The organism is Thiofractor thiocamini, from assembly GCF_055384375.1.
Window position 1 is genome coordinate 833,334 of the sequence record NZ_AP042389.1, and the last position, 26,367, is coordinate 859,700.

The window sequence follows — 26,367 nt, forward strand, 5'->3', positions numbered from 1 at the left end:
TTATCTATTTTTTTCAAAATAGCTGGCGATTCCGTCAGCTATACCTTTTGCAAGTAAATTTTCGTAATATGGATTGAAAAGCCTTTTTGCTTCTGTAGGATTTGTTATATAACCGGTTTCTATGAGAACTGCGGGCATTTGGGCACCTACTAATACCCAAAAAGGAGCTTTTCTTACTCCTCCGTCGACAACTCTGTATTTTTTTCTTATATTTTTGAGTATGCCTCTTTGTATATCTATGGCAAGCTTGTTGGATGAGACGATTTTTTCCCTGTTTAAAAAATTTAAAAATACCTGCTTGGAAAAATAATCCATACTACTTAAATCAACGCTGTTTTCCTGAGCTGAAACTCTTTTAGCTCTGGCACTTCTAGCCGGTGATAAAAAGTATGTCTCTATGCCTTTACTTACAAGGTATTGGCTTTTTTTAGGAGCGGCATTTGCATGTATGGATATAAATATATCTGCTTTTTTCAAATTGGCAAAGTGGGTTCTGCTTCTTAATTTTATAAAAATATCTCTACTTCTTGTATAGTAAACTTTATATCCGTACTCTTTCAAATATCGACCAAGCTTTAGTGCTATTTTGAGTACGGCATTTTTTTCTCTCAACCTTTTATATCCAATCGCTCCTGTATCCTTGCCTCCGTGACCTGGGTCTATGATAATGATCCTTTGTTTTATTACAGGATTGAAATATTTGCTGACGTAACTGTTTTTGACCGGTTTTTTATAGTATGTTTTTTTAGAAGTTTGATAACTTTTGGAGTCAACTTTTATGATAACTTTATCTTTTTCTATACTGAATATCGTATTAATAGGTTTGTTTGATTCTAAAACTATCCTGACGGTCTTGCTGTTGTATTGTGAAATTCTTATACTTTTTACACCGTAAAGGGAGATTTTTTTAACTTTAAATTTCAATTTGGTTTTTATATCAAATACATCCCTGTATCTCTTTTTACCGTTTAATTCATAAAATTTTATATCGGATTTGTCTATTTTTCGATTTAAAGTCAAAATGACTTTATCTTTGAAAGATGCTATGGATTTGATATAGGAAGATTTTTTAGCTACTGAAGAGGAGACATAACTTTTTGCTTTTTTCTTTATTGTGTTATCTTTTTGGAGAAGTTTCAATTCGTCAAGATAGTGTCCATAAGGAAGCTTCAGTATCTTAGAACACTTCACCAAGCCTTTTATCGCTGATATCTGAGCCTCTTTGTCATCTATGATGATAGCTTTGATATAACGGCTTTTTAAATCGTGATAAATTCTTACTATATCACTTTTTCCGGCACTCTTTAGCTTGGATGATATTTGCACGATAGAGTTGTTCAAAGATGATGCATGTAGAGTTACCGTTAAGAGAAACAGTAAAATGTATACTAAAACTTTAACTTTCTTCCCCATTAACCAATCTATGTATCAATTCTTTTACTGTAATGATTTCTTTTAGCCTGTATCCGTTACTGCCCGTAAAAAAAAGTCCATTTTCTTTATCGCCCATGATAGCGTCAGATAGTCTGTCAGCTATACAGTATCCTACCGCTTTTGCTTCCACTCCTCTGTGACATGGTGCAACACAATTGCTGATACATTTTATCTTTGGGGCACTTCCATCTTCGATTTTTTTAAAAAGATCGGTTTTAACTCCTCTTGCGGGATAACCTACGGGTGATTTGAAAAGCTTGATATCATTTTCTTTTGCACTCAAGAGTATCTCTTTGAAATTTTCATGTGCGTCACACTCTTTGGTGCCTATAAACCTTGTACCCATTTGTACTCCGCTGCATCCCAAAGATAAAAACTTGTCTATATCGTTTTTATCCCATATACCGCCTGCTGCAATAAGAGGAAAATCCCCCCATTTTTTTATCTCTTCAAGTATAGGGGCTATGAGATTTTCAAGTCTGTAAGCCTCATCAAAACACTGCTCGTAAGTAAACCCCTGATGTCCTCCGCTCAGCGGTCCTTCCACTATGACGGCATCAGGCACCCTGTTGTATCTTTGTGTCCATCGTTTGCATATGATCTTAAGCGCTTTGGCTGAAGAAACGATAGGAACCAATGCAACATCTGGATAATTTCTGGTAAATTCGGGCATATTTGTAGGAAGTCCGGCTCCGGTGATGATGATGTTCGCTCCTGCTTCACAGGAATCTTCCACTACTCTTCCATAATCGTTTATAGCATACAAAACATTACTGGCAAGAGGTTTGTCACCACAAATCTTTCTGGCATTTTTGAATATCTGTTTCAGTGCGTCTTTGGAGTAAAAATTTGCCGTTTCATATGGTCTGTTGCTGATCTCTTTATGAACGAATTTTTTATCTTTATAGTATCCGGTACCAACAGAACTGATTACCCCGAGACCTCCCTCTTTGCTTACATTGCCCGCCAATTTGTCCCAGCTTATTCCAACACCCATTCCGCCTTGAACGATTGGGAATTTGACGCTGTGCTTACCTATCTTCAATCTTTTATATGACATCACACAACCTTTACTTTAGCAAATTTTCGTTTTCCAACCTGCAAGATATACTCACCTTTTTCTAGCTGCAATTGCTCATCCTGACACTTTTGTCCGTCAATCTTCAAAGCTCCCTGCTTTATATCCCTTCTTGCCTGGGAAGTGGAGTTTTCCAACTTTGTTTCAACCAAAGCTTTCGCTATCCATACAGGAGCACTCAAAGTGAACTCTGCCATATCTGTTGGCATCTCTTTTTTGGAGTGAACTTTTTCAAATTCGGCTTTTGCATTTTTAGCTTTATCTTCATCATGATATCTTGTCGTGATTTCAATCGCAAGCATCTCTTTTGCAACTTTAGGATGCAATGAACCTTCAAAAACACTTTTTTTTAGCTCTTCGATTTCATCAAGATTTTTACTGCTTAGAACTTCATAATATTTCCACATCAAATCATCACTGATGCTCATTATCTTACCAAACATATCATCAGGACTCTCTGTAATGCCAATATAGTTACCAAGTGACTTGCTCATCTTGTTGACCCCGTCAAGCCCTTCAAGTAGAGGCATAGTGATAACAGCCTGCTCTTTTCCGACATTATAGGCTCTTTGAAGATGCCTTCCCATTAGAAGATTGAACTTTTGATCCGTTCCTCCAAGTTCTATGTCACTTTTGAGTGCAACCGAGTCATATCCTTGCAACAATGGGTATAAAAATTCACTGATACTTATAGGAGTGTTTGATTTGAATCTTTTTTCAAAATCTTCACGCTCCAACATTCTAGCTACGTTAAAAGTCGTCGTAAGTTCTACAAGTCCGATACTGCCCATTTCGGTAAACCAAGTAGAGTTAAATACTATATCTGTTTTATCCGGATCAAGTATCTTAAATACTTGCTCCTCATATGTTTTTGCATTTTTTAAAACCGTTTCTCTGTCTAGTTTCTTTCTAGTCTCGTTTTTACCTGTAGGATCACCTATCATACCGGTAAAATCACCTATGACAAACTGTACCCTGGCTCCATATTTTTGCATCAAAGCCATCTTTTGTATAAGAACCGTATGACCAAGATGAAGATCCGGAGCGGTTGGATCAAAACCTGCTTTTATATGATAATTTTCACCATTTTCATAATAATTTTCCAACAGTTTCCTGACTCTTTCTTCGTCTATGATTTCGCTAACGCCTCTTTTTATCTCTTTTAAAGCTTTCTCTACCATTATCTTACCTTGTTTGAATGATTTACACTTATCAATTCAATAGTTTTGTATTTTTCTTTTAACTGTTTTGTTATTTTATCATAATTAGCACTTGGTATCTCCACGATCAACTCAAAAAAGTCAGCCAACTGCTCTTCATCGTTACCAAGTTCTATACTGATGACATTTATACCTATTTTAGCTAAAAATGTCAAAAATACCGCCAAAGAGCCTCTTCTGTTTTCCAAAGTCACTATGATCTTTGTTCTATTGGGAAGGTCTCTTGACCATTTAACAAATACCATAGGCTCTCTGTACTCTATAAGTCTCATGGCTTTTTCGCATAATTTATGATGAATTATAACATTTGATCCCTTTTTAAAAGCTACTATATCATCCCCGATTTTTGGATGACAACAGTAATCAAAAAGTATATTTGATATGGAAAAATCAGCATAAAATACCAAATGATCAAATTTTTGCTTTTTTATTTTATGTTGTCCTATTTTCAATATAGGAAAAAATATCTTGTCATTTTTAGAATATTTATTTAAAACACTCACAATATCTTTTAAAAATTGCGAGTCTGTTGCGGCTTTTTCTATCTTGTTATAAAATTTTTCTTTTCTCAGCCATGCCAAAAGTCTTCCTTCTCTTACATGAAAAATCGTACTAAGAATGTTTATGGCTGTCTTTTGGCTTAACTCTCTTATTTTTTGTCTACAACTAAGACTGATAGAATTTCTAGCTTTAGAAGTTTTAAGAGATTTTACCCAACTACATCTATATATAGGCTTATCAGAAGTTATAATATTTACAATATCTCCATTTTTTAATTTTGTAAGCAATGGAACTTTTTGTTTATTAACATAAGCCTCTTTTGCATGATTTCCAACTTCAGTATGAACAATATATGCAAAATCTAACGCGGTTGTACCTTTTGGAAGAGTAAAAATATCACCTTTTGGGGAAAATACTGATATATCTTCGCTATATAGATCATTTGTAGCATATTCGTAAAACTCTTGAATGTCTTCATTGTCTTTTTCACTCTCTTGTAGCTCTTGAAGCCATTCAAGTTTTGGGCTAAGACCACTCTCTTTATATTTCCAATGTGCCGCTAAACCATATTCTGCAGACTTATGCATATCTTGCGTTCTTACTTGGGCTTCTATGATGGATTTATCATCAAATACAGTCGTATGAATAGTTTGATAACCGTTTTCCTTGGGTACCGCAATATAATCTTTAAATCTTGATATAAGAGGACTGAAATTTAAATGTATAACACCTAAAACCCTATAACATTCAAGAGGCTTGTCTACTATAATTCTAATGGCCAAAAGATCCAAAACCTCTTCTATGGTTATACCTTTTCTTTGCATTTTTAGATAAATGGAGTAATGATGCTTTACTCTTTTCTCCATAGCAAAACTACCATCTATAAAACCATTGTTGATAAGAAGATTATGAACTTTTGATATAAAATGGTTAAGTTTCAGCTGAAGTTGCTGAGAGTGTTCTTTTAGATAATTGTCTATCTTTTCATACTCTTTTGGCATAACGATGGAAAAAGATATGTCTTCCAAAACGTTTTTTATAGTTGAAATACCTAGTCTATGGGCAATCGGGGCATAAACCACAAGAGTCTCTTCGGCTATCCTTTTTTGCTTTTCAGGCTTTAGGGCATCTATGGTCAATATATTGTGCAATCTGTCACAAAGTTTTATAACCAAAACTCTTACATCTTTTATGGAAGCTACAAGCATTTTCCTAAAAGACAAAGCAGAATTTGCAAGTTTCACTCCAAAAGTCGAAGGCGCCAGATTTTCATCTCTTATCTCGACTATCTTTGTCAAACCTTCCACCAAATTCGCTACAGAGTCTGAAAATTCATCTTTTATCTGCTCTATGGTGCACTCCGTATCTTCAACCACATCATGCAAAAGTGCAGCAATGATCATCTCTTTGTCTCCACCATAATTTGCAACGATATAGGCTACAAGTATAGGATGAACAGCATAATCTTCTCCGCTTTTTCGGTATTGACCCTCATGATAAAATATGCAAAAATTTAGGGCTTTTTCTATACTTTCATCAAACTCGATCTTATAATATAGTAAATTTTTTGCCTGCTCTATACTTTTGCAGGACTTGACTTCATTGATTAGATTGGTCAATATCTCTACTTCTTGGCAGTGATCTCAGTTAAATCTAACTTGTTTTGAGCGATTTCCATAAGAGCGATATCGGTAAATTTATACTTTTTCTTATCGATTTCCACTACAGGATCTGCTCCCGCGCTTAACTGTTCCACTCTTTTGGCTACCGCGATAGATAAAAGATATCTATCATCATTCATATTTTTCAAAGCCTGCGCTGTTATCTTTTCTAGTCTCATTTTTTTCCTTTTTTTCTTTTTATTTGATATTTATCTTACTATAGAGCAACCTGAAAGGTCACCGTTTTTTATGATATTTAAAAGATTTCCCTCTTTAAACATATTGCATACTACGATAGGTAAAGAGTTGTCTTTAGCCAATGCGATGGAAGTATCATCCATCACTTTTATATTATCTTTCAATGCGTCATCATAACTTAGAGTATCAAGCTTCTTGGCATCAGCAAATCTGTTTGGATCTTTATCGTAAACACCGTCAACTTTTGTCGCTTTTATGATCATGGATGCTTTTATCTCGATAGCCCTCAAAGTCGCGGCTGTATCGGTTGTAAAAAACGGATTGCCAGTACCTGCGGCAAATATAACTATCCTTCCTTTTTCAAGGTGTCTGTTTGCTTTTCTTACTATAAAAGTTTCACATATCTGCTCCATTTTTATGGCACTTTGAACTCTTACTTGAAGTCCTGTGTATTCCAAAGCTTCCTGCATTGCAACAGCATTGATAACAGTTGCCAACATCCCCATATAATCCCCGCTTGTTCTTTGTATGATACCGTCTTTAGCGGCACTTACCCCTCGTATGAAGTTTCCGCCACCTATAACTATGCCTACTTCTATATCATTTTGCACCAACTCTTTTATCTCTTTGGCGATAAATTTAAGTATAGTGGTATCTATACCAAAACCGTTCTCTGCCGCTAACGCTTCACCTGAAAATTTAACTAGTACTCTTTTATGCTCCATTCTTTTCTCCTAATTGGGGTTGCTATTTTACTAAAAAGTTATTTAAAATCTTATCAAACTGAGAGGATTTATATGAGCGTTTCTCTGAGTCACTTCAAAAATCAACTCATCATTTACTCTACCTATGACATATCCCTTTCTTATCTTAACACCTTTTCTAACTGTAGGTGCTATTTTAGACAAGTGCGCATAAATGGTATGAATACCATGTGTGTTTTCCACTATTACTACATTGTCCAGCATCGGGGTTGATTTTGCAAAGACAACTTTTCCGTTTAAAACATTTTTAACTTTTGCATTTTTTATCTTTGATTTCAGCGTAACGGATTCGTTAAATATCTTTATCTTGTATATAGGATCGAAATACTCTCCATATTTTCTTTTTACATAAAAACTCTTCAAAGGTGCTATGGTTTTTGCACCCTTGTATCTTATGGTCTTTGTTCTTTGATATGAATTGCCCAGTTTTCTTACTTTTTGATTGTTGACATTGGCTGCTTTGACTTTTTTGGATGTTTTTTGTCTTTTCTTTGCCTGCAGTTTTAAGATATTTAGCCTGTTTAGAGTCTGCTTTATAGCATTTTGTTCTCTAAATATTCTATTTAATTTTCTGTCATAAGCTATCTTTGTGTATTTTAAATACTTGATACTTTTTACCCTTTTTGACTTCATTTTTGAGAGTAATGCTTTTTTCTTCTGCATTGAATTGATATAATTTTTCAACTCTTTGATCTTTGAGGAAGTATCATCTATCTTCTTGTTGGTATTGATATATTTTTGTTTTATATTTTTAAATTTGTCTTGAAGCATTTGACTTAGGACTTTGACACTCTCTTCATTTACTATTCTATCTATACTGTCTACAGCATCTTGTTTTTGAACGATCCCCAATGACAACTCTTTGGATATGATCTCTATGATCTCTTTTTGTGTTTTTGTTTTTGTTTTATTCAGGGAAGTTATATCTTGTTGTAACTCCTGTAATTCTTTCAGTTTAGTATTGTATATATCTTTTTGCTTGGAAAGAAAGTCATTGATCTGTTTGATTTTGTTATCGATACCCGATATCTCTTTCTTTTTTTTATTGATGCTTGCGGCTATATCTTCGAGTTTATCTTTTATCTTGGTAGCTTTATACGCTTTTACCTTCAATATCTTTTTGTTTTTTTTAATAGAACTGTCTATATTTGCAAAAAGCAAAAAGGGTACGGTCAAAATCAGTAACAATATCTTAAACAAATTCATTCTTCTTTGTTGAGTTGTAAAATTGCAAAAGTAACGGAAATGATAGAAACTATGATACCGATACCAAGCAGCATGCCACTGTCTCTCAATATATCAAACTTTGGAAATTCAACTCCCATATTTGTTATATACGAAAGAAAAACCGCACTGTGTGAAAGGTAGATAAATATGGAAGAAACTGCCAATGAGCTTATAATGGCATCTACTATAACAACTCTGTAAAGCATGGCACTTTTCATCCAAAAAGGAGCTCCGAGTATCGTCATTATCTCAAATCTCTGCCTGTGTTCATATATCCATACCTCAGCCTGTTTTATGATAAGCAACAGAACTATGACCATCACCAATATCGTAAAATAAAACAGTATGGTTTTATCAAACAGTAAAAAATTGTAAAATTTACTGTAACTCTTCTTGAAAGTTACCACTTTTTCAACACCGGTATATTTTGATAACTTGGATTTGATACTTTTCAATTCATCGGCTGTGGGCAAATGGTTAAGTTTTATAGAGTAAAAAAGAGGTAGAGCATTTTTTAATTTTTGAAGATTTTTCTCTCCTATACTGTTTTTAAGGTTTTTTATCATTTTATCGGTACCGACCAATTTTAATGATACAAAATATTTGGTATCCTTTTTGATACTTTTTTTATCAAGCGGAACCTTTGAAACTACCACTATGGAGTATTCGTCACTTAGTTTTTTTTCATAATTGTCTATGATGCCTTTTAAAACGAAAAAACTCTCTATCGAAAAGAGCAGTAAAAAAAGAGGCAGTATGATAGAGATATGATATTTAACAAACTTCATCCATGCCTCCGTTATCAATGATAAAATGCCTGTAGTTTACCCTGAGCAAAGAAGGAATCCTGTGCGTAACTGTCACTATAGTTGTACCCAATTGCTCATTTGCACCTTTTAACAAATCCCATATAACCCCACTTGAATAATCATCAAGGTTTCCAGTAGGCTCATCAGCAAGTATCAAAACAGGATTGTGCGCTAAAGCTCTAGCTACTGCTGCTCTTTGCTGCTCGCCACCGCTTAGTTCAGGAGGGTATTTGTCGGCTTTGTGTAAAAGCTTTACATGTTTTAAAAGTTTGTGAGCCTGAGAAAGACATACATCTTTTGAAAAACCGGCTATAAACAAAGGAAGCATAACATTTTTTTCTATCGTCCAATTATCTATAAGCTTATAATCTTGAAAAACAACTCCAAGATGCTTTCTTAGAAAATTTTTATTTTGTGTCGTTATATGCTCTAGCTCTATACCACATACATTTAAATTGCCCATCATAGGCGGCAGTACAGCATACAGTGATTTTAAAAAGGTTGATTTACCACTTCCACTTTTACCGGTGATAAAAACAAAATCTTTGGTTTTGATATTTAAACTCACATTTTGCAAAATCGGTTCATTTTTTCTGTATGACAATGCCAAGTTATCGGCTATAATAACACTACTTTTTTCTTCAACCATTTAAATACTCTTTTATTATTTTATGGGAATTTGTGTTTTGCCATATCGGCAAGAGATTGTCCGGCAGATACGATACTTCATCTTTACCAATCAACAGATACTTATGCTCAGGTCTATCATAAGCCCCCAAGGATAACTTCAAGATTCCCTCGCTGTCATTTATCCTGTATATATTTTCAAAGTGAACGAAATAATCTTTTTCCCTTATGGTTTTATTGGTAAATTTATCATATATTTTTTTAAAATCAATACTCATATCAAAGCTTTCCAGGCCGGATATTTCATTGTTATTTGATTTTTCAAAAACTTTTAAATGCAAATCATATATATTTTTTTCCATTTTTTTCCATCTATCTTCATATTTGCTAGATATCTCAAGTTCTATATTTTTCTTTACAACGAACTCACATCTGTTCAAAGATAAAAACAGATCTTTTGCATAGTGAAAATAATTTTCACTATCCGTTCTAAGCTCCAACTTTCCACCAACCGTTAAAACCCTTATGGCAGCTTCTAAAAATTCCCTGCTTATAACCCTTCTATGCGGTTTCTTATCCCAGGGAACAGGAAAATGCACATATATCTTTTCGACACTGTTGGACCTTAGCACTTCAAGCAAGATCCTCACATCATAATCCAAAACCATTATATTGTCAATACCCTGCAATTCACACTGCTTTAACAATTGTTCGATTGAGGGTTTGTGTATCTCAACTCCTATAAAAACTTTTTGGGGATTGTTTTTTGCCTGATATAACAAATGTCTTCCGCTTCCAAAACCTATCTCTATCTCTACCGGTTTTTCGCAAGAGAATGATATGAACTCTTTTATATCTTTAAGATATCTTGACTTTTTTTGCAAATGATTTTTAGTAGAGTTTATATTTGAAGAGATAACCTGCCAACCGTTCGCTTCTATAAAAGAGTTCATGGCATCCTGTACTGTTTTTACATTTGATGGTCTTGTGATCTTGTCTGATTTTAGCAATATCTCATCATCTTTATCGATAACTTGCAAAAAAAAATTACTATCTTTTGATTCGACCATCACTAAAGTATCATATTTTGATACTGCCTTGAATTTATAGTAAAAATCCTCGTTTTGATAAGGAAATTCGAGCCAATTGCTCTTTTTTATATGAGCATTAGGCATTAGTTGCTGTTTTCCTTTTTTGGGACATCTATACTGACTTCTTCGGTGGGTTTGGATTCTATACCGTATTTATCGACTGCAACAACGGTATATGTATAGCTAGTACCCGGTACTATATCTTTATCTATATATTTTGTATCATAGATATTGATATATTTCACCTTTTTTTGGGAAAAACCTTTTGAGTATGTTTTTATGACATTGAACTTTACAGCTCTGTTATCTCCGCTTTTCCAGGTGATCTTTACAAAAGAACCATCCATAACGACATTTGTCAAAACCGGACTTGCGGGTTTTGGAAGCGTGGTTCCCATTACCGGATTTTCCTGCTTTAAAGATTCAAGCCCTTCATTATCGACTGCAGTAACCTTATAGTATCTTGCGGCTCCGTCCTTTCCTATAACATCGACAAATTTTGTGTCGGCTGTCTTGGCTAAATATGTATAAAAAAGATATGGGGTTATAGCTCTGTAGACATTGTAGTATACTACATCTTTTTTGGGGCTTCTATCCCATGTTATCTCGATCCTTTTTGGCAAATCCCTGCTTGCTTTTACGCCGGAAACTATAGGAGGTAACGGTTTTGTATTGCCTTCTACCACATCACTTGGCATAGATACTATGCCGTCATAAGTTTTTACTTTGATTCTGTATCTATAAACTCTATTGTCTCCTAAATCTTTATTGATATACTCAGCATTCAATCTTCCGTCTATAGTTGCAATATCATGCCACTTTAAATCACTCAAATCATTTCTTTGTATGATATAACCTTCCACTCTTGGGTTTGGATGCGGTCTCCATATGATCTTTATCCTATGAGGCAAACCGGAAATGGCTTTGATAAAAGGAACTGAAGGTAAAAGTGGCAAAGTTTTAGCTTCGATGACTTTACTTGGTTCAGACTCTCTGTTGCCATCAGTAAATGTTGACATTCTGTAGTAATAAACAGTACCTGGAATCAATTTAGTATCAACATAATGAGAAACATATCTGTCATCTATGGTTGCTATAAGATGAAGTTTTCCATCTTTTTTCAAAGGATCCGACCTGTAAAGGCGATATCCTTTTATGTTGTTCGTATATACAGGCTTCCACTCAAAAGCAACTTCGGTCATATCTGTTAAAATCTTTATATCTTTTACTATAGGCATGGATGGATCGACTATCTTTTTAGGAGGAGTCGGCGTTATATTTTGACAACCGCTAAAAACGAGTGTTAAAACGATCGATGATATAATCAGTATCAATTTTTTCATATATTTTCTCCATTATGAATTTTTTGTTGAGTATCTCTTTAAAATCATCAAGCAACGGTGCTTTTATATATATCTTTTTCCCACTTTTTGGATGAGTAAGATAAAGTATATATGCATGCAACATTACTCTTTTTATTTTACCTTCTTTGCTCTTAAAACCGTATAAATCATCACCTAGAATATGTCTTGAGATACTTGAAAGATGAACTCTTATCTGATGCGTTCTTCCAGTATACAGTTTTGCAGCAATTAGTTCATTTTTTTCATCAACCGAACTTGAGAGTTTTAAAAAAGCACTTTTTGCTTTTCTTCCTTTTTCATCCACTGCCATTTTAAGTCTGTTGTTTTTGTTTCTTGCTATACTTTTTTCGATGATAACATCATCTTTTAAAGGAGTATCGATGATAGCAAGATAGTATCTGCCCATACTTTTATCTTCGAGCTGCCTGGACAATGCTCTGTGAGCTTCATTGTTTTTGGCTATCACTAAAGCACCGCTGGTTTGCTTGTCTATCCTGTGTACTATACCGTGTCTCTCTTCTCCGCTTATGGTCGATAAAGAGATATTTTGGCTTTTTAACCAATCTACCAAAGTCGGCTCTTTTACACTAGGAGCAGGATGGACGGTTAAAAAAGGAGGTTTGTTCACTATAAGTATATCTTCATCTTCATAAAGTTTTTCTATATCAAAATCAACTTCATACTCTTTTTTGGGTTCGGCTTCTTTTTTTTCATATATGATTTTTTCTCCACCATAAAGCTTGTATCCACATTTTTTTATGACTTTTTCATTAACTTTTACATTACCTGATTTTATAAAATTCGAGATTTGATTTCTGGTTGTTTTTATATGATCTTGCAAAACTTTATCAAGTCTTCCCTCTTTTGCTATAAACTCCAATTTATCCTCTTTTTAGTATAATAACAATAAACAAAAGGTTTACTGTTTTGCTACAAATAGATAGACGAATATTAACACATTTTGACTTTGTAATACCTATTTTGGTTATCCCTATCGTTATTTTATCATTTTATCTCGTTAACGAGGCAAATCAGACACTTGCCTACAAACAGTTAGTATATTTTAGTATCGGATTGATAGCCTTTTTTATATCATTTATCATGCCGATAAGAAAGCTTGATTGGATCATACCGTTTTTATACTGGATCAGTATATTTTTACTTTTTAGCGTGGATTTTTTCGGTGTAGTGAAACTGGGGGCCAGAAGATGGCTTGAGATACCGTTTGTAAATTTTACCATTCAACCTTCTGAGCTTTTCAAGCCGGCATTTTTACTAATGCTTGCTTATCTTGTCAAATCAAATCCTCCGCCTCCTGAAGGGTACGGATGGAAATCTTTTATAAAACTCAGTTTTTATATACTTCTTCCGTTTTTTTTGATATTGAAAGAGCCTGATCTAGGTACTGCTTTGATACTTTTACTTATAGGATATGCAACTCTGTTCATCATTGGGGTCAACAAGAAGATATGGATCATACTCTCTGTTTTAGTAGTAGTTTCCGCTCCACTTTTGTATAACAGTTTGCATGATTATCAAAAAAAGAGGATTACCGATTTTTTGGGAGATAAAAAAAGTTATCACGTAAGACAATCCATCATAGCCATAGGCTCAGGTGGACTCAAAGGGAAAAGCAAAGAAAAAGCCACGCAGACCCATTTGAAATTTCTGCCTGTTTCCACAAGTGATTTTATATTTGCTTATTTTATCGAAAGATTCGGTTTTTTGGGAGGTCTTGGGCTTATACTTCTTTATATCTCTTTGATACTGCATCTAATGACACTCAACTTCAAGATAGAAAAAGATTATTTTCTAAAATCCATGACATCTTCGGTGAGTTTTATGATATTTATATATATGAGTGTCAATATAGCCATGACCATAGGACTAGCCCCTGTAGTAGGTGTACCTTTACCGTTTTTCAGTTATGGAGGAAGCAGTTTTATAACATTTATGGTGATTTTTGGAATACTTGAAAATCTTTTTTCTTTCAGATATGACACAATGTACAGTAAAATCAAATACAAATAAACATTTTTTAAGAATTCTTTAGGTACAATTTCAACTCTTAAATGGAGGGTTCATAGCTCAGCTGGTTAGAGCTCTCGGCTCATAACCGAGCGGTCCTAGGTTCGAATCCTAGTGAACCCACCACTCCTTCTTCGCTCACCAAAGGAGCTTCAAAATGATAAATCAAATCGACTTCAATCAGCTATACATAAACCAAAAACAAAACTCAACCTTTCAGCCGAAAAATGTACATGACTGGGATAAAAAAGCTCCGGGAATGTCCAAAAGAATCCATAAAAGTATCTATAACGAAGAGTTGTTAAACCAAATGAACTTTGAAGACTGTGAAACTTTTTTAGACGTTGGTTGTGGGGTTGGTAATATATCTTTACTGGTTGCAGATAAATTTAAAAAGATATATTCTTTGGATTTTTCCAAAAATATGCTTGAAATCCTTGAAAAAGAAGCATACGATAGAGGCATAAACAATATACAAACCATACATCTCTCATGGGAAGATAGCTGGGAAAGCGTCCCCAAATGTGATATGATCCTTGCTTCAAGATCCATGGAAGTTGGTGATATGAAAGATGCTCTTATGAAACTGAATGAAAAAGCCAATAAAAGGGTTTATCTAACATATAAAGTAGGAGGAAGTTTCATAAGTGATGACATACTGGAATATATAGGTAAAGAAATCCGCAAAAAACCTGATTTTATCTATACTGTCAATATACTATATCAAATGAGTATCATGCCAAGCATAAACTATATAAAAAGCGAAGGCAGGAAACAACAGTATAAGGATGAAGAGAGCTTTGTGCAAAGCATTGTATGGAGTATCGGCGACTTGAATGAAAAACAGATGGAATTGCTTAAAAAATACTACCGTGAAAAATTGAGAGTTCAAAAACAAAAAGAGAGCGACTATGTATGCTGGGCTGTGATACATTGGGATAAAAAGAGCCTTCCTTGCCTTTAAGCAGGTTAAATGACGAGCAGCATAAAGCTGCTACGGCCAAACTTGGCCACAATCTTGTTATAGCATCTGCCGGAACCGGAAAAACTTCTACTATCGTTGCAAGGATCGCATATCTTTTAAAAAGCGGTATAGATCCTAGAAAAATCATGCTTCTTACTTTTACAAACAAGGCTTCGGGTGAAATGATAGAGAGAGTTTCAAACTATTTTGACAAAGGGATTATCAAAAATATCACCGCAGGAACTTTTCACTCTGTTAGTTACAGACTGTTAAAACAAAAAGACCACTCCATAACACTTAAACAACCAAAAGAGCTGAAAATTCTTCTTAAAAGCATTTATGAAAAAAGAGTGTTTCACCATATTGAAAGTAAAACAAAACAGTACCAATACTCATATCTTTACGATATGTTCTCACTTTATCAAAATAGCTCGGATAACGAAAGTTTTTCTAATTGGCTTTTAGAGAAAAATCCGGAACATGAGCCATTTTTGGATATTTATGAAGATATATTTGAAGAGTTTGATTTGCTTAAAAAAAGTTACGGATATGTCGATTATAACGATTTGCTGACAAATATCATCGACGAAGCCAAAAAAAGGGAGTTTGACTTTAGCGAAATATTGGTAGATGAATACCAGGATACCAATACATTGCAGGGTAAAGTCATAGATGCTTTTGCTCCCAAGTCACTTTTTTGTGTGGGAGATTATGATCAAAGTATTTATGCATTTAACGGTGCTGATATAAATATCATAGGTACTTTTGAAAAAAGATACAAAAATGCCAAAATATACTCGCTCAATAAAAACTACCGCTCAACCAAAGATATACTCTCTTTGGCAAACAGAGTTATCAAAAAAAACCCGAGACTTTATCAAAAAGAGTTAATCGTTACAAAAGAAGAAAAAGGATATCCCCCTAAACTTTTAGTTTTTGGTGAAGTTTACGACCAGTACGAAGCTATAGCAAAAAAGATAAAATACTCCAATACACCTCATGAACAAATAGCTGTTATCTTTAGAAACAATTCCAGCGCGGATGGAATGGAAGTGGCACTAAGGGAGTACGGCATAAGTTGCAAAAGAAAAGGCAGCATCAGTTTTTTCGAAACAAAAGAGATAAAAGCAATCCTTAATCTTTTTTCCATATTGACAAATCCAAAAGATATCATGGCATTTGTCGGAGTTTTTGAATACGCAAGAGGTATAGGCTCGGTCATAGGTAAAGAGGTTTATGAAGGTCTTATCAAGCTAGGAGACGGAAATATTTTAAAAGGCTTGATAACTCCTGATTTAAACTGCAAGAACCCGTACGGAAATAAAAGACAAAATTATCAGTTAGGGCTCTTTGACAATTTTGACAATTTGGGATCTCTTAGCAGATTTAAGGATTTGAATTTTGAAGAGAAATTTTTATCAAATCCCATACTCAAGCATCCAAAGATTTCAACTGACGGAGCACTCTTTATATATGAACTTTACAAATTTGTCAAATCCAACAGCAGAACTCACTCTCCTTATAAGATAGTTTCAAATCTGATAAACTCAAAACTCTATCACCATATAGCGGACACTCTTGCAAGAACAAGGGCAACTTCAAAAAGCGGTGGGGTAGATATGGAGCTTGCCAAAGAAATTTCATCAAAAATTATCTCAAAAGCATGGATACTTGCAAATATCGCAAAAAATTACAATGATATGGAAAGGTTTTTAAATGCTTTGGTACTTGGAAGCAGTGAAATGACCGAAGGTGAAGGAGTCAACCTTTTAAGCATACATGCAAGTAAAGGGTTGGAGTTCAAAGAAGTTTACATAGTCGATTTGATGGATGGAAGATTTCCAAACAGAAAGCTAATGGCTCAAGGAGGCTCGCTCGAGGAAGAAAGAAGACTTTTTTATGTTGCAACTACAAGAGCTAAAGAAGTTCTATATCTTTCATATGCAAAATATGACAAGATAAAAAAGATGGATTTTACCCACTCCCCCTTCTTGGAGGAAGCAGGGCTTATCCATGTTTGACGGCAGAAGCTAAATCCCACATAGGCAAGAATATACCAAGCGCCATCATCAAAACCATAACTGCTATGAAACCTATGAGTATAGGCTCTATATAGCTTGATATATTATCGACTATCTCATCAAATCTCATCTTGTAATAATCAGATACTTTCTCAAGCATTGTATCAAGAGTACCACTTCTCTCCCCGGCTCCTACCATTTGTAAGAGCATACCCGTAAAAAGCCCGGTATCTCTAAAAGCATCCGAAAGTGACATACCTCTTTGAACCGATATAGTCACATTTGACAATTTTTCTTTTATGGTAGTATTACCTACGGTTAAAACAGCCGTATCAAGCGCATCGGCTATCGGGATACCCGCAGCTATCAACTGGGTGAATATCATAGTAAACCTGTACATTGTAGCATTGAAGATGATTTTTCCAAAAAGATATACTTTTAGTATATACTTGTCAAATCCTTTTTTAAAACCTTCGTTGTTTACATACAAAAATTTAGTCACTGCAATGGAACCGATGATAAATATAAGCAGGTACCACCCATAGTTATGTATGATGTTTTCCAAAAAAAGCAGTATTCTCGTTGGAAGAGGCAACTGCGTGTGAAACTTTGCAAATATCTCTTTAAATTTAGGTACAACATATACCATGAGTATCGTAAAAGCTATAGATATGGCTACAAGCACTATGATAGGATATCTTAGTGCACTTTTAAATTTTTTCCTATTGTCTCTTATCTCTTCGAGGATAGTTGCTAGTTTCAAAAGCGATTCAGACATGTTACCTGTATTTTCTCCAAGCTCTATCATGGCTATGGTTACATCGCCTACATCCTGCCTGTAAACAGAGAGTGCTTCGGTCAAACTTTGTCCTGAATTCAACGCATCATCGATATTTTCAAAGATTGCTCTAAGCCTTTTATCTTCTGTTGTTTTTATGACTTCTTTAACACTGTCATGTATGGAAATACCGGCATTTGTCATAACGCCAAGTTGTCTTATGGATGAGATAAGGTTGTCTATCTTGATTTTTGGTTTTAAAAGAGTATTGACAAACTGCTTTTTGAACTCTTTTAACTGATCTTCAACAGGAGCGGAAGTCTCGGTAATTTTGATAATGATACCAGGCAGTCTTATCTTTGCTATAGAAAGCGCATCCATCCTGTTTTGTGCTCTTAAAATCTTATTTCTTTTTCTTCCCTTGAAAAGATATGTAACTTCAAAATAATTCATACACTCACCTTAAGATTTTACCACTCTGTATACTTCTTCTATACTTGTTATGCCGTTTGCCGCTCTTATTATACCATCTTGTAACATATTTACAAAATTATCTTTTTTTGCCTGCTCTTCTATCTCTGATTTTGAGCCTCCTCTGGCTATAATACTTTGTATCTCTTCACTCACAACAAGTATCTCGGATATCATTTCTCTTCCAAAATACCCACTGTTGGCACATTTGTCACATCCTACAGCTTTGTAAAACTGATAATTTTCCGGTAAAAAGCTCTCGAACTCTTCGACAGTATTTTTAGGCAAAGTTATCTTGGATTTACAATGTGGACACAGTTTTCTTATAAGTCTTTGTGCTTCGATAGCTATCAGTGCCCCGCTTACAAGATACGGCTCAATCCCCATATCAAGCACCCTGTTTACTGCACTTATAGCATCATTTGTATGTAGAGTGGAAAAAACCATGTGTCCCGTAAGAGCAGCTTGTATAGCGATCCTGAGAGTTTCCTGATCCCTAACCTCACCTATCATTATAACATCTGGATCTTGTCTTAAGATTGATTTCAATGCACTTGCAAAGGTAAGATTCGCCTTCTCATTTACTTGTACCTGCTGGGTTAAATTTAGCTGATATTCAACCGGATCTTCGACTGTAATTATCTTTGTAGTGATATTTTTTATGGCATTCAAAGCGGCATACAGTGTCGTCGTTTTACCGCTTCCTGTTGGACCCGTAACAAAAACGATACCATAGGGCACTCTCATAGCCTTATTGAATTTTTCAAAAGTCACTTCACTCATTCCAAGAGATTCGAGTTTAATCATAACTTTTGATTTGTCAAGTATCCTCATAACGATGGACTCGCCGTTTGTTATAGGAAGGGTTGAAACCCTGAAATCATACTCTTTATCCATTACCTGCAATGAAAACCTTCCATCTTGAGGCTTTCTTCTCTCAGCGATATCCAAATTTGAAAGCAGTTTTATCCTTGAGCTAAGAGGCGGATAGATATCTTTTTCAAAAACGAAAGACTCTATAAGCATTCCATCAACTCTGGTTCTTACTATACAGTTATTCTCGGTAGGTTCTATATGTATATCACTCCCTCTGTAAAGTATGGCGGTTTTTATGATGGACTCTATGAGTTTCATGATTCCGGAGGATTCACCGGGATTCTCTGCCGCACTAGTTGTGAGTTCTTTTCTTATTTCACTTATTAGATCTTTTGTACCACTACTTATCTCCAGCTTGTTAAAATATTTTTCTATCTGCAGAGGGTCTGTAACTACAATCTTTATAAGTTTTTTTGGATAGTATCTCTGAAGGGCTTCTTGTGCTTTTATATTGTATGGTTCGCCAAAAGCTATATATATACTTATTTCATCATCATAAAGAGGAAGTGTAAAATATCTTCTAAGCTGCGAAAGAGGTACTTTCGATGCTAATTTGTAGTTTATATCTACAGTGTCTAAGTCCAAATATATAGCATTTATGCTCTCGGCAAAACTTGTAAGTACCTTTTCCAGATCGACAGGGAAATTTTCTGTTATATCGCTTATTTTTATGATATTTTTCTTTAAAAGTTCCCCAACAAATATAAACATACTCTCTTCGTCAAAAAAGACTTCATTTAGCAAAATATCACTGAGCACTTCACCTTCGTCAACTCTCATCTTTATTTCATTGACTTTATCCTCATTGGCAATCCGGTTCTTTTTTATAAAATTTATAATATCAAGCTGTGTATTTGTCATAGTTTTTACCAATAAATCCTTGTTTTTTGCAAACTATTGTTCAAGAAAGTTTTTAGCACAATCTTAAACACCCCTCTATCTTTTATAAGACTCATTTCATACTTTTTTTGTTTTTCTTTATCATCTTTAAATATATAAATATCTCTGAATTTTTTATAATCCTTTTTTGCATATTTGACAAAAATCTTGGAAAGTATATAGTTTGTAGTAGGAAATTTGTACTTTGAAACATCAAAACCATCTATCAATGATTTATAAAGCAACTTTTTTTGATATAAAATAGTTAAAAAATAAACCGAATTACTTCTTGCGGCTGCATCCCTTATAAGTAGCATTGCTGGAAAAGCCATACGGTTTATATTGTCCACTTTCAAGCAGGCGTCCGCAAACATTGTCAAAAAATCATTGTCTTTTTTATGATCAAGATATATCTTTGCACCAAGCGTACACGCTTCTCTGTATCTTTTGTCTTTATAAGCTCTATATACATCGCTTCTATCAACACCAAATAAAAATGTAAACATTACCGCGATTATCAAAAAAAATCTCATTTAAAAACTCCGTTTGTTATATTTGTCAGTAGTATTTTGATTCTTTTTGAACTATTTACCTTCAGATAAGCTCTTAAAGCATTGATGGCATCATTTTTTTGATTTAATTTTACTTTACTTTTAGCGAACATTATCCAACTTTCTTCACTTGTACTATCTATACTGTTTGCCATTGTTGCCCATATCAAGGATTCTTTATACATTTTTTTTCTATAGTACTCTTTTGATATCATTATAGCATACATAGATCTACCAGTTTCATTGTATCTTTCTTTTAAATATTTTAATTTGTCTATTTTTTTACTGGAAATTATAATTTTTGGCTTTTTTGACTTGGAGATAATTTTTTCAGGGGTTGTTTTATTGGTTTTTGATATATTTGACTCTGTATCGTTTATCTCTTTTGTTACAGGATGATTTTGATTTATGTTTTGTTCTACTGTTGCTTTTGATAGATTTTTATCTGTTGTTTTACTGTATATATGGTTCAAAAAGTTGGTATTTAGTTGCAACATCTCATTGCTGTTTGGAAACATGGTGGAATTGCTACTTTTTACAATATTTTTTTGTTTTTCATTATCTACAGTTTTCATGCTATCTTCTACCATAGAAGTCTCTTTTGTCATATTTGTATCATTCTTATCTGAGTGATTGACATCGACTTTTTCAGCCTTCAGAGGTTTTTCAGATACTTTTTGATTTTTGGTTTTCTCTTTTTTGATGGTTTCTTTCGGTAGTTCTGCTTTTGTAGCTTTTTTAATTTTCTCAATTTTTTGATCTTTATGAATATATCTATCAAATACCTTATCAATAAAACCAATATAATACAATACAGCTATAGAAATAATAATTACTAATAAAAAAATATACAAAACTATCTTTATATACTTTTTTCTTTTATATTTTTTCCATTTTTCTTCGAGGTTTCTTATTTCGTTGATATTAAGCATTTATATGTCCCAAGGCTATTGCTGTCATTTCTATAAATTTTTGATTGATCATTTTTTGGCTTATTTTGCTTGGTTCGGCTTTGTCATAATATTCACAAATTTCAAACAGTTTAAAAAGTATCTTGTTTGTTTCTCTAAGATTGCCACCTGAAAGCTCATATATCAATTTATATTGCTTTTTGGAAAGTTTCCCTACAAAATCAAACATATTGTGATAGAGAAATTTTTTTTCTATATAAAGTTTAAACTCATCATATGATATATTTTTCAGTTCTACACTCTCCCAGATTCTTGTTTTAAAGTAATCTTTTGCAAAAACATCTTCCTGCTCTTCGGTTTTGTGTACGGTAAATATAAACTTGTATTTTCTTGTATCTGCAAGTAGCCTTATCTTTTCCACTATTTGAGAAGGATACATTTGAGCTTCATCTATAAAAACAGATATAGGAAAAGATTCGTGATTTGATTTGTTGTTTAAAGCTTTAAAAAATTCATCAAATGTCTTGATACCCGGGCACTCTTCATCAAAAGAGTTTTCGTATAAGAATTTTATAAACTCATTCTCTTCAAAAAATGGAGTCGGTACAAAAATGATAGATTTTTTTTTTGACAAATCCCTGTAAATCTTTTTAAGTAGAAACGTTTTTCCCGTTCCAGGTTTTCCATACAGCAAAGCAAGCTTTATGGGTTTATCAAGTACCTCCAAAAGCTTTTCATAGGCTATTACCGAGCTGTCAAGATTTACATAATCATCATCATATATATCACTAAAAATCTCTTTAGCAATACTATAGCTACTTTCCCTGTACATTGTCATATCCTAGCTGTCTTAAAGATATATTTCCATGATCTTTAGAGTTGACTATTCTAGGAGTAATTACAAAAATCAATTCACTTACACTGTTTGTTGCTGTTTCACTTTTAAACAAGTTACCAAGTATCGGCAATTCTTTAAGCCCCGGGATTCCGTTTTTTGATATATTTTTGCTTTTTCCTATAAGTCCTCCGAGTATGATAGTATCACCATTTTTTACTCTAACGACAGTTGATAGTTTCTTCTCGGTAGTATCAGGAGCTATCTCTCTTGGCTGAGTCTGTTTTACATTGTCTTCTGCATACTTGAAGCTACTAATAGACGGATTTACCCTTAGCATTATCTCGTTATTGTCTGAGATTTGAGGCATTATATTTAGCAAAATCCCGACAAATATAGATTCGTTCGTATATGAAGTCGTTGTTATCGTTCCTCCTGTATTGGCTGGAGCAGTTTCAGGAATTCTATAGTTTATGTTATCACCAATAGTTATAAGAGCCTGTTGGTTATTGAGAGTTAAAACTTTTGGATTTGAAACAACTCTTGAACGACCTTGTGTTTTTAGGAAATTCATCAAACCGTTCATCGTAAAAGATATAGTGTTTGTAAAGTTAAAAGCGTTATTCCATCCCAAATGAAAAAGTCTATCACCTGCAGAAGTGAACTGAGCTGTATTGGATCCGTTAGAAACTCCGCTCAATGCCGGCACCCCTGATCCTGTAGGGTTATTTACCGCGAGTGCAAACTGTGTCCAGTCAACACCACTTGAGTGTGTTTTATCGAGTATTACCGAGATGATTGAAACATCTATCAAAACTTCCTTGTCAAGTCTTTTTTTGATATCGTTGAGATATTTTTCTATCCTGTCTAACTGTTGTTTTGTTGCAGTTACTGTTATAAGCCCGGCATTTTGATTTACAACGGGATCTTTAACGACATATTTTTCACTTCCTGAATTTGCAATGGATAGTATCTCTTTTGATATATCTTTCCAAAAATTAAAAGATTCACTAGTTGATATTTGATTTTCATCAGAAGCGGCATTACTTCCCGTATCTGAGTTTGAAGATTGTACAGAAGCGTTTATGACAGCTGTTCCAGTTCTTTCTGAAGTTATATAGTCTATTTTAAACGTTTTTGTTGTAATTGCCGAAACTTTCAGTACCCCATCTTCAAAAGTGTAGAAAAGGTTATTGTCTTTTAAAAGGATATCAAAAATTTCCTGCAAAGACATATTGTTTATATTTATCCCGTTCAACTTTTCATTGATCTGATCTTTTGCTATCTTATCTTTTATCAGTATGCTGAAATTGCACTCCAAACTTAGTTGCGAAAGAAGCTCATTGGTAGTTATGTCATCTAGAACTTTGATATTGAAAGCTCTATACTTGCAACTGTTGTCCGCATTCAAACTATTTTGTGTCACAAGCAGACTCATGACTACAAACAGTGCTACATTAAAAGTTTTTAGTAATTTGAATTTTATCATTTTTTTTCCTTAAAAATAGTTCGAGTTTTTTTCTCTTTCTTTTTAGTATTACGCTGGTATTTTTTATCTTTACCAATTTGTAACCGTATACTTTAGACTTTATTTTATACCATTTTTTGTTTATATTTGCCTTATCGTCAAAAATACCGTAAAGCTTTAAGACTATAGGCTTGGGTTTTGTCGCATTCTTGTCTTTTATGATCTTCAATAAGCTTCTGTTAACAAAAGGGGTCGGCACCCTGCTCAATTCTTTATCGCTCGGACCCTCTCTTTTTGTGCTTATCTGCTCGAAAATCGCATCATATTTTTGAATATTTACTTCATTATTGGTATTTACGGCTTTACTTGCAACTTCAGCCTGCAAAAAAACAATTGTACATATCATAAAAAGGAGTAATTTTTTCAATATTTTATCCCCCATACTGCTATTTTGAAGTTGACATGTATGGTTTTTTTGATATCCATGGTCAAATTGTGGACATCAACGACCAGATTGCTCTCTTCAATTGAATTTATGAACTTTATAAGATTGTTAAAATTTCCATTTGCATCGACTTCTATATCCAAAGCCTGTTCAACTTTTTTATAATTCAATTCATTGAACTGATTTTTTATAAAATTGATATTGACTTTATATTTCTTTGCATTTTTTGTTATATCATCTATAAAGTTAGCCCAGTTTACGTCGTTGTACAAAAGATATGACAATTCTCTCAATTTTGTATCTATATATCCGTTTGTAAAAATCGTTGAGCTTAACTTCTCTTTAGTCTGCTTTATCTTGGCTTTCGCTTTCTTGACATAAAAGAATTTGTCTCCTGCAACGGTTTTTGATCTTATATAATTTTTCTCTTTGGCTATCTTGGTTTTCATAGCTTTTAGTTGATTTTTAGTCTGCTTAAGCATTTGCTCACTAACAGGAAAAACATACAAGTACACTATCGTCGCTATGATGATGAATATACCGGCATATATGATGGAAAGTTCACTGCTTTTCTTATCTTTTAACGCCGTGTCGATTTTTTCAAACAATTTATCAGATGTTGCCATTTAAAACTACCTTAATATCACTTAAATAAATTCTTTTCTTATTGTCTTTTCTGATCTCCTTGGTACTTACGCTGTATTTTTTCATTTGCGTCAATGCTTTTATAAGTTCGGTGATGTTTTTATCTTTTCTGCTAAACACCGAAAGCACCATCGACATTTTATCATCTTTGTCCGTTTCTATCTCAACATTATATATCTTTGATCTGTATTTATTTATCTTTTTGAAGATTTCTACAAGCAACTCTACCTTCATAGGATAGTGTATCTTTTTGGAATAAATCTGATTTAACAGTTTTTCTCTGAAGCTTAGCTTCGCAAACTCTTTATCAAGCTTTTTTTGAATGGCTGTTTGCTGTCTCTCAAGCCCAAGCAATTGATTTTTTATGTTTGTCGCTTCAAGGTATAGTTTATGCTCCTCGGTTTTCAAACCGGCGAGCTGCAGTTTCATAAAGTATGCATAACCAAACTCATATGCCGGATAGGCAAGAGATACGATAAGAGAAAGTATAAATACATAAAATATCTTCCCTAAAGGTCTTTGCCTAAACGGTGGAGGTCTTTTAAATATAGAAAAGTTCAAACTGTCATCAGGTTCTTCTATATAGTCCATTGCGGCAAGTATCATCAAGTTGTGCAGTTGCTCGCTTTGAACCTCTTTTGCATTTTTTGCTATGACAAAGTTTAGCTCATGCGGTTCAATATCGATATATGTTCTTATATATCTGTCTATATTTTTAAAGATACCGATACTTGAATTTATAAAGATTCTGTTGATATTTTCCACCATATATGCTCTCTTGGCGTAAAATATAACATCATTTACATATACGAACATCTCTTTATAGAGTTTTATGATAAGTCTTTGATTTTCTTCCGATATGTTGGCGGAGTGTCCGGTTAGTATAAAATTGGTAAAATCTTCATACTGGTAACTCTCGCCGGATATTTCACAAAATTTTTCATGCATTCTCTCAAGAGAGTAATTGAGTGATTTTGAGTATATATACTCACCATCAGCATAGATAGCCAAAAAAGCATCACTCTTCTTAAAGTATAAAAAGCAGTCAACACTGTCTTTTTCAAGTAAGTTTTTATTGTAAACGGATTTTATCAGTAATGGTTCTGGCAAAATATAATCTATATATTTTACCTTTTTTACGATTTCTTTAAATTCCTCTTCTATTTTATTGGTTTCAATGGCAAAAATATTGAATTTTCTTTTACTACTGTTTTCAAAACCAAAAAACTCTTTGTAAAAGATAGTGTACTGAACAGCCGGATCGAAGTTTAGCTCATCATAGACTTGTATATCTATGGCACTTTCGAGATCTTCATCGGTTATGTTTCTACTTATCTCTATGGAATCAGTTATAAGGTTTTTGGAACTTAGTATGGATATATAAAAGTTCTCTTTTTTGAAGCCGGAAAGTTTGTTTAGTTTTATCTCATTGTTTTGAAATCTATACGACTTTCCTGAAGCTGGATCTATCGTTACGATAGAGCTGTATCGCTTTGTTTTGGTTACTTGTTTCTTTGCCAT

Annotated in this window: 24 protein-coding genes and 1 tRNA gene; 4 read left to right on the forward strand and 21 right to left on the reverse strand. The window is 33.8% G+C overall.

Translation table 11 applies throughout. The annotated features are described in order from the left end of the window. Genes ACZ47B_RS04240 through ACZ47B_RS04295 form a run of 12 tightly spaced genes read right to left on the reverse strand, consistent with a single transcriptional unit; the run spans window position 1 to window position 12,854 of the window. The gene (locus tag ACZ47B_RS04240; protein ID WP_464895441.1) at window positions 1-1,413 is read right to left on the reverse strand and encodes an N-acetylmuramoyl-L-alanine amidase family protein; all 1,413 of its coding nucleotides are present in this window, start codon (window positions 1,411-1,413) and stop codon (window positions 1-3) included. Further along, window positions 1,397-2,494 carry a nitronate monooxygenase gene (locus ACZ47B_RS04245; protein WP_464895442.1) on the reverse strand — a complete coding sequence of 366 codons (1,098 nt, stop codon included), beginning with the start codon at window positions 2,492-2,494 and terminating at the stop codon, window positions 1,397-1,399. Before ACZ47B_RS04245 ends, ACZ47B_RS04240 begins: the two co-directional genes overlap by 17 nt. Beyond that, window positions 2,494-3,693: a tyrosine--tRNA ligase gene (gene tyrS / locus ACZ47B_RS04250; protein ID WP_464895443.1), complete on the reverse strand. Its 1,200-nt coding sequence runs from the start codon at window positions 3,691-3,693 to the stop codon at window positions 2,494-2,496. The genes ACZ47B_RS04245 and tyrS overlap by 1 nt, the downstream gene beginning before the upstream one ends. Beyond that, window positions 3,693-5,852, reverse strand: coding sequence for a RelA/SpoT family protein (locus ACZ47B_RS04255; RefSeq protein ID WP_464895444.1), 2,160 nt, complete (start codon window positions 5,850-5,852; stop codon window positions 3,693-3,695). Before ACZ47B_RS04255 ends, tyrS begins: the two co-directional genes overlap by 1 nt. Window positions 5,853-5,857: 5 nt before the next feature. Beyond that, entirely contained in the window at window positions 5,858-6,073 is a 216-nt protein-coding gene (locus ACZ47B_RS04260) for a DNA-directed RNA polymerase subunit omega (protein ID WP_464895445.1), read from the reverse strand. Between the two features lie 30 nt (window positions 6,074-6,103). Continuing rightward, entirely contained in the window at window positions 6,104-6,817 is a 714-nt protein-coding gene (gene pyrH / locus ACZ47B_RS04265) for a UMP kinase (protein WP_464895446.1), read from the reverse strand. 42 nt (window positions 6,818-6,859) lie between these two features. Continuing rightward, window positions 6,860-8,056, reverse strand: a complete 1,197-nt coding sequence (locus ACZ47B_RS04270) for a murein hydrolase activator EnvC family protein (protein WP_464895447.1) — start codon at window positions 8,054-8,056, stop codon at window positions 6,860-6,862. A gap of 2 nt (window positions 8,057-8,058) precedes the next feature. Continuing rightward, a complete protein-coding gene (locus ACZ47B_RS04275) occupies window positions 8,059-8,871 on the reverse strand; it encodes an FtsX-like permease family protein (protein ID WP_464895448.1) in 813 nt (270 codons plus the stop codon). Further along, on the reverse strand, window positions 8,858-9,541 hold the full coding sequence (locus tag ACZ47B_RS04280; RefSeq protein ID WP_464895449.1) for a cell division ATP-binding protein FtsE: 684 nt from the start codon (window positions 9,539-9,541) through the stop codon (window positions 8,858-8,860). The genes ACZ47B_RS04275 and ACZ47B_RS04280 overlap by 14 nt, the downstream gene beginning before the upstream one ends. Further along, window positions 9,534-10,694: a tRNA (guanosine(46)-N7)-methyltransferase TrmB gene (trmB, locus tag ACZ47B_RS04285; RefSeq protein WP_464895450.1), complete on the reverse strand. Its 1,161-nt coding sequence runs from the start codon at window positions 10,692-10,694 to the stop codon at window positions 9,534-9,536. Before trmB ends, ACZ47B_RS04280 begins: the two co-directional genes overlap by 8 nt. Further along, entirely contained in the window at window positions 10,694-11,953 is a 1,260-nt protein-coding gene (locus ACZ47B_RS04290) for a fibronectin type III domain-containing protein (RefSeq protein ID WP_464895451.1), read from the reverse strand. The genes trmB and ACZ47B_RS04290 overlap by 1 nt, the downstream gene beginning before the upstream one ends. Next, window positions 11,901-12,854, reverse strand: coding sequence for an RluA family pseudouridine synthase (locus ACZ47B_RS04295; protein ID WP_464895452.1), 954 nt, complete (start codon window positions 12,852-12,854; stop codon window positions 11,901-11,903). Before ACZ47B_RS04295 ends, ACZ47B_RS04290 begins: the two co-directional genes overlap by 53 nt. Before the next feature lie 47 nt (window positions 12,855-12,901). On the opposite strand from ACZ47B_RS04295, the gene ACZ47B_RS04300 reads away from it, so the two are divergent. The 4 genes from ACZ47B_RS04300 (at window position 12,902) to ACZ47B_RS04315 (ending at window position 16,987) form a co-directional block, all read left to right on the forward strand. Beyond that, window positions 12,902-14,005, forward strand: a complete 1,104-nt coding sequence (locus ACZ47B_RS04300) for an FtsW/RodA/SpoVE family cell cycle protein (protein ID WP_464895453.1) — start codon at window positions 12,902-12,904, stop codon at window positions 14,003-14,005. Between the two features lie 46 nt (window positions 14,006-14,051). After that, a tRNA-Ile gene (locus ACZ47B_RS04305) sits at window positions 14,052-14,128 on the forward strand. Window positions 14,129-14,159: 31 nt separating this feature from the next. Next, window positions 14,160-14,966, forward strand: coding sequence for a class I SAM-dependent methyltransferase (locus ACZ47B_RS04310; protein ID WP_464895454.1), 807 nt, complete (start codon window positions 14,160-14,162; stop codon window positions 14,964-14,966). Next, window positions 14,957-16,987, forward strand: coding sequence for an ATP-dependent helicase (locus ACZ47B_RS04315; protein WP_464895455.1), 2,031 nt, complete (start codon window positions 14,957-14,959; stop codon window positions 16,985-16,987). Before ACZ47B_RS04310 ends, ACZ47B_RS04315 begins: the two co-directional genes overlap by 10 nt. On the opposite strand, the gene ACZ47B_RS04320 is transcribed toward ACZ47B_RS04315, so the two are convergent. From ACZ47B_RS04320 to ACZ47B_RS04360, 9 genes are read right to left on the reverse strand one after another with little or no spacing between them, the layout of a single operon-like run. Next, window positions 16,974-18,218: a type II secretion system F family protein gene (locus ACZ47B_RS04320; RefSeq protein WP_464895456.1), complete on the reverse strand. Its 1,245-nt coding sequence runs from the start codon at window positions 18,216-18,218 to the stop codon at window positions 16,974-16,976. The two genes, ACZ47B_RS04315 and ACZ47B_RS04320, sit on opposite strands and share 14 nt — an antisense overlap. Before the next feature lie 9 nt (window positions 18,219-18,227). Further along, complete coding sequence (locus tag ACZ47B_RS04325; RefSeq protein ID WP_464895699.1) at window positions 18,228-19,973, reverse strand: GspE/PulE family protein; 1,746 nt, start codon at window positions 19,971-19,973, stop codon at window positions 18,228-18,230. A 5-nt stretch (window positions 19,974-19,978) separates the two neighbouring features. Then, window positions 19,979-20,524 carry a hypothetical protein gene (locus tag ACZ47B_RS04330; RefSeq protein ID WP_464895457.1) on the reverse strand — a complete coding sequence of 182 codons (546 nt, stop codon included), beginning with the start codon at window positions 20,522-20,524 and terminating at the stop codon, window positions 19,979-19,981. Next, the gene (locus ACZ47B_RS04335; protein ID WP_464895458.1) at window positions 20,521-21,474 is read right to left on the reverse strand and encodes a hypothetical protein; all 954 of its coding nucleotides are present in this window, start codon (window positions 21,472-21,474) and stop codon (window positions 20,521-20,523) included. Before ACZ47B_RS04335 ends, ACZ47B_RS04330 begins: the two co-directional genes overlap by 4 nt. Continuing rightward, the gene (locus ACZ47B_RS04340) at window positions 21,467-22,285 is read right to left on the reverse strand and encodes an AAA family ATPase (protein WP_464895459.1); all 819 of its coding nucleotides are present in this window, start codon (window positions 22,283-22,285) and stop codon (window positions 21,467-21,469) included. Before ACZ47B_RS04340 ends, ACZ47B_RS04335 begins: the two co-directional genes overlap by 8 nt. Continuing rightward, entirely contained in the window at window positions 22,269-23,777 is a 1,509-nt protein-coding gene (mshL, locus tag ACZ47B_RS04345; RefSeq protein ID WP_464895460.1) for a pilus (MSHA type) biogenesis protein MshL, read from the reverse strand. The genes ACZ47B_RS04340 and mshL overlap by 17 nt, the downstream gene beginning before the upstream one ends. Beyond that, window positions 23,746-24,183, reverse strand: coding sequence for a hypothetical protein (locus ACZ47B_RS04350; RefSeq protein ID WP_464895461.1), 438 nt, complete (start codon window positions 24,181-24,183; stop codon window positions 23,746-23,748). The genes mshL and ACZ47B_RS04350 overlap by 32 nt, the downstream gene beginning before the upstream one ends. Next, the gene (locus tag ACZ47B_RS04355) at window positions 24,180-24,827 is read right to left on the reverse strand and encodes a hypothetical protein (RefSeq protein WP_464895462.1); all 648 of its coding nucleotides are present in this window, start codon (window positions 24,825-24,827) and stop codon (window positions 24,180-24,182) included. Before ACZ47B_RS04355 ends, ACZ47B_RS04350 begins: the two co-directional genes overlap by 4 nt. Beyond that, window positions 24,814-26,367 carry a hypothetical protein gene (locus tag ACZ47B_RS04360; RefSeq protein WP_464895463.1) on the reverse strand — a complete coding sequence of 518 codons (1,554 nt, stop codon included), beginning with the start codon at window positions 26,365-26,367 and terminating at the stop codon, window positions 24,814-24,816. Before ACZ47B_RS04360 ends, ACZ47B_RS04355 begins: the two co-directional genes overlap by 14 nt.